The following is an 8,991-nucleotide window of genomic DNA, read 5'->3' as shown; positions in this document are numbered from 1 at the left end:
TTCGTTTCCATGCTCACTCCTCGGTTATGTTCGTGCCGGTTACGCCGGCGCGCTTTCCTGGCTGCCCCGATTGCGCAGGGCAGGGGGGAAAGGTTAGAGCAAGCCGCGCTCTGCGAAACTCAGCGCCGACATGCCGGCGATGATGAAATGGTCAAGTACTTTCGTGTCCACAAGCGCAAGCGCGTCCTTCAGTTGGCGGGTAAGCACTTCGTCGGGCATGCTTGGCTCTGCCACGCCCGAAGGGTGGTTATGGGCGAATATGACGGCCGCCGCGTTGTGCGCCAGCGCGGCCTTGACGATCTCACGCGGATATACGCTTGTTTGCGTGAGCGTGCCTGCGAACATCAGATCAGCGCTGATCACCCTGTGCTGCGCGTCCAGCCAGATGCACCAAAATTCCTCACGCTCCAGTGTCCCGAGTGTCAGGCGCAGGTAATCACGCACGACAGCGGGCGATTCGAGCGCTGCAATGTTTGCGCGCGCGAGCCTGCGTATGAGGATATCTCGCGCCCGTGCAATTACTGCATCGTCTGCTGCGTTGCGGTCTGCTGAGTCGCGCAATTCATGCGCGACGCGTGGTTTGCGCGCAAGGTGTGAGTAAATCATGACAGCGGATTGACGTGACTAATTGCGCTCGACGCGCACGAACTGTGTAATGTCACGACCAGGGCGTACTGCGCGAACGAGCGCTATGTCGTCTCGCTCGTTCAGCACTTCGATTAACTCGGGCACGGACAAGCACTTCCGCGACCCGAAAATCCGGACGAATCCGGATTTACTCGGTTCTTCGGCGTAGACTGCGTATTCCATGGCTTTCCTCCATTTGGGTTGTTGAAACAAGGTATGCCCTTACCGTTACTATGTACCCTATTGACCGATAGTTCAAGCGAGAGTTCTTGATCTAGGTCAACGAAACGGAAGAAAGTTCGGACCGGTCCTATGGGCGTACAATCCGGCCCATTGGCACACGATGAACGAGCACCACGCCCACATTGTCCAGATCGCCACCGACCTCCAGGCGATCGCACGCGAGCGCCCCCGAGCAGGCTGCGCCTACTACCGCAACCTCATCGTGCGCCAGCTCGAAGCCGAAGGCTGGTACATCCCCAAAGGCCGCTTCTTCGTCTCCAGCCGCGGCGCCCCCGCAAACTCAGGCCACGCAACCCAACGAGGCGTCCTCGATCTGATCGCCTGGCCGCCCCCGCTCGATAACCCAAGAGCCCCAGGCGCACCCCGCAACCCCGATATCCGCAACAGGCCCCCACCTGTCCTCGTCGAACTCGATAAGCACCAGGTCGGCAAGAAAACCATCGCTAAGCTCGCCAATTTCAATTACCCAGCCACCGCCCGTGTCGTAATCCTCACCCATGCCTCTACCTGCGATTCAGTGCCAGGAATTGACACAATCATCTGTTTGGGAGCATCATAATTATCGTAATTCGAGGGAGGGGTCAGGGGTGGGCGTCTTTTTCAGTTAAAGCACGCTCAACCGAATTAAGCGCAAGGAATTAACAGGTGGACGCGGACCAGGAATCGCCAGCGCTGCAGAACGAACCCGATCTAGGCGCGGATACATTCGACGCACTCCGCATCGGCTACGCAGAATCTCAGACTCTACTCACTCCTGCACAGCAGGCATTCGCCGAGCACTGGGCATATCACCGCAACCAGACAAGGGCTTACCTGCATGCCTACCCAGGGTCAAGCGCTAACGCCGCAAAGACTCATGCGCGCCGTCTTTTCGCTGACGGTCGCGTACAGGCCGAAATCCTGCGCGTCGCCGAGCGTTGGACAGACCATTCGGCGATCAGGCTGGCAGAGCTAGAACACGAGCTTTCGCGCATCGGCCGCTCTGATGTGCGCAAGCTGTTTGACGAGCATGGAAACGTCCGTCCGCCCCATGAATGGGACGCGGACACAGCGGCGGCCGTCTCCTCGTACCAGGAGGAAGAGAAGTGGGAGGGAAGGGGCGAGGATCGGGTCAAGGTAATCACGCGCAAGGTGCGCATGGCCGAGAAGCACGGTCCGCTGCGCACGCTGATGGAGGCCAAGGGCGCCTTCGAGCGCAACAAGGCCCCGCCGGGCATTCAGGCCTCATTCACGATCAACCTCGGTGCCGGGCCTCAAGCGCTCGGTGGTGCTGGGCAGAGCTTCACTGTCGATGTCGGGGGCGGAAGCGCTGTGCCAAAGGCCAAGAAGATGCCGAAGGTCAAGGCTCTGCCGGTTGATATCGATGCCACGAAAACCGCGCCAGATGGGGTTTTCCAGCCATCGCACACAGAGCCTATCAAGCCACCGGCCAAGCGCAAGGCACCGAAAAAGCCGGGCAAGCGAGCGCTGCGAGCCAAGCGCCGGGCTCTACAGGCCGCTGGATCGCAATCCGCCAAGGTCCGTACCCACTCCAAGGCCGCCACGCCCCCGCCTGATACCTCGAAAATGGCTCAGGACGGGGTTTTCCAGCCAATCGAAGAGGCCGACCACATATACAATGGTGCGATCGATCGACCGATCGAGCCGCCAGCGGGGGCAGCGGGGGCAAACGACCGACCGGCGACGCGAACCAAGGTGCGATCGCTCTTCGGGGACCTGGCATGACCGCGAGCGTCCGCCTGCATCGATGCGCGATGATGATGCGCTCGGCCACCGCGAGGGCCTCGACCTTGCCAAGCCGGGGTGCGCCGTCGCCCAGCCTCGGGACGGCCGCCCAGCGCTCGCCGTGGCCGTGGCCATGCACCCGGCATCGCTTCGAAATGGGGCCCACGGTGCACGGCGTTGTAGAGAGCGGGTTGTCTCTCCCTCCCTCTTCCCAGCCGTTTCACGTGGAACAATCCAAGCCATCATGGGCAAATTGGAGTAGGCTGTGTCAAATTTTTCAAAAAATCTGGAGCAAAAAGCCGTGAATTTGGCATCGCAGACGACGAGAAGTCGCCTTGACGAAGGTCAAGATCATGGTCTATGCTTGAAACAGGTCGGCAGTTCTGGTGAAGATAGCGCGCTCGCTGAGACGGTAGCGCTCCCGGTGCCGACCGTCCTCACACCTCCCCCGAAGGCTCCCGATACGTTCCACGAGGAAACGGCGGGGGCCGCTTCGGCATATTTTCCTTGGCCGACATCGAGGAACCATCCTGGTGTAGTTGATGAGGCTGCGAGAAGTGGTGGTCGCGGCGCGCCATCGGTGCATGGTTCATTCTGGTCTGCGTGGACTGTGTTCAATAGGGTGATTCCCTGATGGCAAACGCTGCCCGCCTTGCTCGATTTGGGACGCAGCCGGGTGCGTATGCGGCGAACTACACTGCTGCGCCGATTCTTGCGGACTTTCACCGCTCTGAGGCGTTCATTCGAGGGGTGAGGGGGCCGCGGGGGTCCGGAAAATCCGTTTCTTGCGTCATGGAAATGGTGATTCGTGCGCACCAGCAGGCGCCGGACAGGTGGAGGCGGAGGCGTTCGAGGTTTGCGGCGATTCGGAACACGTATGCCGAGTTGAAGAAGACGACGATGGCGACGTGGAAGGAGTGGGTACCGGAGACGATTGCGCCGATCAACCTGGGTGAGCCGATGACGGCGCGGATGATCCTCAAGTTGCCCGATGGGACGACGGTCGACATGGAAGTGGTGTTCATTTCGTGTGACAAGCCTGCGGATGTGGGCAAGTTGAAGTCGATGGAGAACACCGCGGTGTGGTTGAACGAGGCTTCCGAGCTCGACAAGTCCGTTTTGGACATGGCGACGGCGACGGTGGGGCGGTTTCCGAACAAGAAGGACGGGGTTTCGTTCACGTGGGCCGGGATCATCATGGATACGAACTCCATGGATGATGATCACTGGTGGTATGCGCTCGCCGAAGGGGCCGATGACCCGGATGATCAGGCGGCGGGTGAGGAATTAAAGGCGAAGATCCAGGAGCAGCTTGCCTTACTCGGGATGGATCGTCCGCTGATGCAGTTTTGGGAGCAACCGCCGGCGTTGCTCGAGGCCGATGGGTCATATGTGCCCAATCCGGCGTGCGAGAACGCGAATAATCAGCCGATGGGGTTTGCCTATTGGCTTTTGCTCGTTGCTGGCAAATCGAAGGACTGGATCGACCTCAACATCCTGAACAAGTACGGCAAGGTGATCGACGGAAAGCCGGTCTACAGCGAGTATGACGACCAGGTGCACGGAAAACCGCTCTCTTTGACGCCGATCGACGGGATGCCGATCAGAATCGGGATGGACTTCGGGCTTTCGCCGGCAGCGGTGCCCGGGCAGTGCTCCCCGATGGGGAAATTGCTTGTTTTTGGCGAGTTGGTCGCAAAAGAGCGCTCGATGGGCATGCAACAGTTCATCAATGACGCCCTGAAACCCTATCTCGTGAACCGGTTTGGCCTCACGGACCGCAATGGCGACCCGTGGAGGTACATCATCACCGGGGATCCGGCAGGGGATTCGCGATCGCAGAACGACGAGGTCACCGGGTTCGATGTCGTGAGAAATGCGGGGTTCGATATCGAAGCTGCGCCCACTAACAACTTTTCGGCGCGCCGGGATGGCGTCGCCTGGTTCTTGAATAAGCGCGAAGGCTTTGCGATGGACAAGTCGGCGATCTCGTGCAGGAAGGGTCTGCGCGGTGGGTATCACTACCGGCGTGTGCAGGTCGGAGGCGATGCGCGCTACGCCGATACGCCCTACAAGAACAAGTACAGCCACCCCGGGGACGCATTGCAGTACCTCGCGCTGCCCTACGTGGCAGTCGAAGTGCCGGCCTACGGCTCGAAAGCCATTCCTGAGTGGGCGAAAAAGCTCCCCCGCGGGGCGTTGTCGAACCGCGCGTGGACGCACCGGGCCGGAAGATGAACGCACCACAGACATTCTTCCTTCCGAACCGCTACTCTTCGACCGAGCCCGGGACGGAGTTGATTCCAGGGCAGGACCCCTACGCCGACATCCGCAACGGCACGCTCATGATGCCCGGCTGCCACAGCCAGGATCTCATGCTCCTCATGATGGAGCGGTACCTGCGCGCCGATGCGGCGCTCTCGACCTGGTCCGAGGATGCCAAGCGCTGCATAGACTTTGTCGAAGGTAAGCAGTGGTCCGCGGAGGAGATCCAGTTAGCCGAGGAAGAGGGCCGCCCATGGCTCACCCTGAACAAGATCGCGCCCTTGGTGCGCCTCGTCCTTGGCTATCACCGGCAAAACCGGCTCGATAACCGTTTTCTGCCCACCGATGATGCGGCGAGCACGGCGGCTGTCGCCGACGTCCTGACGAAGATCGTGAAGCAGATTTCGATCAACAACAAGGAGCACTACGTCGACACCGAGGTCTTCCTCGACGGCCTCCTGGGTGGGCGCGGCTATTACGACTGGCGCCTTGATTTCGAGCGGAACGACTTTGGCGAGATCAAGGGCATTGCGAAGGATCCGTTCACGATCCGCCCGGACCCCGATGGGGACACCTACGACCCGAAGGGCTGGGGCTACGTGTTCGAGGGCCGCTGGTGGAATCTGGATGAGATCGAATTCACCTTCGGCCGGCGCGTCTCCCAACTGATCTCGCCGCTTGTTGTCTCAGGCGGCTACCGCGGCGGCGTGCCGTCGGACATCCTGGATTTTGTCGAAGAGCGAACGCCGTGGAGAACCTTTGGAGGTCAACAGGTCGGTAGTTTCAGTTCCGGTTTCGGTTCGATCGAGTCCTATATCGCCAGCTCGGTCGATCCGTATCGGAAAAATATCCGCGTCGTCGATTGCCAGCATTACCTTCGCGTCATGCAGCGCTCGATCGTTGACCTTGAGACCGGGGACCGGGAGCCGATACCTGATCGGTTCAGCCGGCCGCAGATCGAGAAGATGATGCAGTGGTGCGCGATGGATTACGCCATGCGTGGGGTCCCATTTCCGCTTCGCGTCGAGTGGCGCCCGACCAAGCGCGTGCGTTGGACAACCATGATTGGCGACATCGTCGTCTACGATCAGTGGAGCCCCTACGAGAGCTTCTCGATCGTCCCGTTCTTTCCGTGGTTCCGGCGCGGCAAGACCCGCGGCATGGTCGATGATCTGATCGACCCGCAGCGCGAGGTCAACAAGCGCCGATCTAGCCAGATCGACATCCTCACCAGGATCGCCCACTCGGGCTGGACCTGGGAGAAGAATTCGCTCGATGAGGAAGAGAAGATCAAGATCGAGGAGCACGGCGGCGCCGCCGGCCTCAACATCGAGTACAAGGGCCCGAACGCCCCGCAGCGGATCGAGCCCGGTAAGATGCCGACAGGCATCGAGCGGCTTGAGCAAGCGGCTGCCATGGACCTGAAGGAGATCGCCGGGATCAACGATTCCGCGCTCGGCCAGCTTGACCGCGTGCAGTCTGGGCGCGCGATCGAGGCGCGCACCAAGCAGTCGATCCTCGGGTTAGAGATGTACATGGACAATGCGAAGCGCACCAAGAACCTGTGTGGCGACAAGAAAATCGAGATGATCCAGAACCACTACACCGAGGCGCGCCTCTTCAAGATCGAGGGGCACGGCGGCCTGTGGAACACACTCGGGATCAACGCTCGCCAGGCAACCGGCGAGATCCTGAACAATGTCACCGTCGGGCGCTACGCGCTCACCGTCGACGAGACCCCGCTTTCCGCGACCTTCATGGCGACGCAGTACGAGGAGCTCGTCAACATGATCGATACCGGCATCGTCGCCCTGCCGATGGTTCAGGATATCGCGGTTGACCTTTCGACCCTGCCGCAGAAGGAACTGATCAAGCAGCGCCAGAATGCCTACCTGCGGGCGCAAGGGTTGGTCACCGCGGACGACCTCGTTGCCATGCAGGCGGCAGGCGTGCCGGTCGATCCGAGCCAGATTCAACAGCCACCCGAGCAAGGTGCTCAAGGCGGCGGGAAAAAAGGGGCGTCTGCCGCGGGCGCACCCGAAGGTGGAGCTAGGCAACAGGCGGCGAGTGCAGGTCCGGGAGGGCCAAGTGCAGGACCCTAGGAAGTTGAGGAACCACAAACCCTGATGAGGAAACGATCATGACCAGATTGACTGATGTAGGCAAGTGCACCGCTTCTGTGATGAAGACCATTATGGCCCCGCAGGTGGGGAGAGAGGACGTGACCGACGTCATCGGCTACGTCGAAGGCATCGGCGGGCCGAGTGGCGTACTGACGCCGACCTTCCGCGGCCAATGGTACGCGGATATCACGAACCCGGATTCGCTCCTGTGGTATCGCTCCGTCGGGCCCCTGAACACCGACTGGACCGGCATGGGCGACTTCGGCACCGGCACCGTGTTCGATGCGGTTGCGGCCGGCACGGTGAGCGCTTCCAAAGCGGTTGTCGTCAGCGCCGACAAGGACATCGGAGACTTTCGGCACATCAATGTGCTCGGGCACGGCAACGTCGCATCGAACCAGGCGCTCGGCACGACCGCCCTGGATGCGAACACGACCGGGGCGCGGAACACCGCCGTCGGGGTTGGGGCCTTGGGCGCTAACGTAACTTCCGATGATTCGACCGCTGTCGGGAACGATGCCCTGGCTGCCAGCACTGGCGCGAGCAATACCGCTGTCGGATCGAAAGCCCTCGACGCCAACGTCGCCGGCGCGCGCAACGTCGCCGTCGGTCTGGACGCGGGCGGCGCGCAAGCCGGCGCGACGGACAACGACAACGTCTTCGTTGGTTATGATGCGGGCCTGCTCGCCAACGGTTCGGCCTCTGGCGGGAACGTGGCGGTCGGCTCGCAGGCGCTCGATGCGATCACGACTGGAATTGACGCGACCGCCATAGGCTTCAAAGCCCTTGGCGCAAGTACCGCGAGCGGCAACGTGGCTGTTGGCGCAAGGGCACTCGATGCGAACGTGGCCGGCCTTCGCAACGTGGCGGTCGGTGTCGACGCCGGTGGCGCTGCTGCTGGCGCAAACGACAACGACAACGTCTTCGTGGGCCACAACGCCGGGCTTCTCGCGAACGGTTCGGCCTCCGGCGGGAACGTCGTGGTGGGCTCAACCGCCTTCAACGCGGCGACCACAGCAATCAGTTGTACGGTGGTTGGCTTCAACGCTGGTGGAGCGGACGTAACCGGCGACGGGATTACGGCAATCGGGAAAGACGCTCTGGCAGCGAATACCGCCGCCGGCAATACTGCAGTGGGCACGAACGCGCTGGACGCGAACGTGGCGGGTGTAAGGAATGTCGCTGTTGGCCAGGACGCTGGCGGCGCGCAGGCGGGCGCGAACGACAACGATAATACTTTCGTTGGTCACAACGCAGGTTTGCTTGCCAATGGCTCTGCGAGCGGGTCCAACGTCGCGGTCGGTTCCCTTGCCCTGGATGCGCTGACAACCGGAATCGATGCGACTGCGATTGGCAAGGGGGCATTGAGTGCGAGCACGGCCAGCGGCAACGTCGCCGTCGGTGCGCGCGCGCTGGACGCCAACGTGGCCGGTGTCAGAAACGTGGCCATCGGTGTTGATGCGGGCGGCGCTGCTGCCGCTGCAACGGACAACGACAACGTCTTCGTGGGCCACAACGCGGGCTTGCTCGCCAATGGCTCGGCGAGCGGGGGCAATACGATCGTCGGATCGACCGCCTTCAACGCAGCTACCACGGCGATCGACTGCACGGCCATCGGGTTCAACGCGCTCGGTGCGGATGTGACTGGCGACGGTGCTACCGCCGTCGGAAAGAACGCATTAGCCGCGAGTACGGCAGCGGGCAACACAGCCGTCGGCGCAGGTGCTTTGGACGCGAACGTCGCTGGTGTTCGCAACGTGGCGGTCGGTCTGGACGCGGGCGGCGCTGCCGCAGGCGCTAACGACAATGACAATGTGTTCATCGGGCACAACGCTGGCCTCTTGTCCAACGCCTCCGCTTCTGGCGGCAACACCGCTGTCGGATCGAAGGCCCTGGATGCGGCCGTGACTTCCATCAGCGCGACAGCAGTTGGCTTCAACGCGCTGGGGGCGAGCACTGCCGATGGCAATACGGCAGTGGGCGCAGGCGCGCTCGATGCCAACGTCGC

The 8,991-nt window shown here is 61.7% G+C and carries 6 protein-coding genes; 5 read left to right on the top strand and 1 reads right to left on the bottom strand.

Annotated features, from left to right (window positions below; genetic code table 11):
* Positions 1 to 93: 93 nt before the first annotated feature.
* Positions 94 to 606, bottom strand: coding sequence for a JAB domain-containing protein (locus Q8P46_12640; protein MDP2621001.1), 513 nt, complete (start codon positions 604 to 606; stop codon positions 94 to 96).
* Between the two features lie 364 nt (positions 607 to 970).
* Here Q8P46_12640 and Q8P46_12635 point away from each other — a divergent pair, with 364 nt between their 5' ends.
* The 5 genes from Q8P46_12635 to Q8P46_12615 all read left to right on the top strand — a co-directional run.
* A complete protein-coding gene (locus tag Q8P46_12635) occupies positions 971 to 1,429 on the top strand; it encodes a hypothetical protein (protein ID MDP2621000.1) in 459 nt (152 codons plus the stop codon).
* Positions 1,430 to 1,515: 86 nt separating this feature from the next.
* The gene (locus Q8P46_12630) at positions 1,516 to 2,595 is read left to right on the top strand and encodes a terminase small subunit (protein MDP2620999.1); all 1,080 of its coding nucleotides are present in this window, start codon (positions 1,516 to 1,518) and stop codon (positions 2,593 to 2,595) included.
* A 633-nt stretch (positions 2,596 to 3,228) separates the two neighbouring features.
* Positions 3,229 to 4,833 carry a phage terminase large subunit gene (locus Q8P46_12625; GenBank protein MDP2620998.1) on the top strand — a complete coding sequence of 535 codons (1,605 nt, stop codon included), beginning with the start codon at positions 3,229 to 3,231 and terminating at the stop codon, positions 4,831 to 4,833.
* Positions 4,830 to 6,962, top strand: coding sequence for a hypothetical protein (locus Q8P46_12620; protein MDP2620997.1), 2,133 nt, complete (start codon positions 4,830 to 4,832; stop codon positions 6,960 to 6,962). The genes Q8P46_12625 and Q8P46_12620 overlap by 4 nt, the downstream gene beginning before the upstream one ends.
* A gap of 38 nt (positions 6,963 to 7,000) precedes the next feature.
* The coding region (locus tag Q8P46_12615; GenBank protein ID MDP2620996.1) for a hypothetical protein at positions 7,001 to 8,991 on the top strand (1,991 nt) is incomplete at its 3' end.

The organism is Hyphomicrobiales bacterium, assembly GCA_030688605.1.
Classification (GTDB): domain Bacteria; phylum Pseudomonadota; class Alphaproteobacteria; order Rhizobiales; family NORP267; genus JAUYJB01.
The sequence above is the reverse complement of the archived record's forward strand: the minus strand, read 5'-3'. Positions and strand labels throughout refer to the sequence as shown.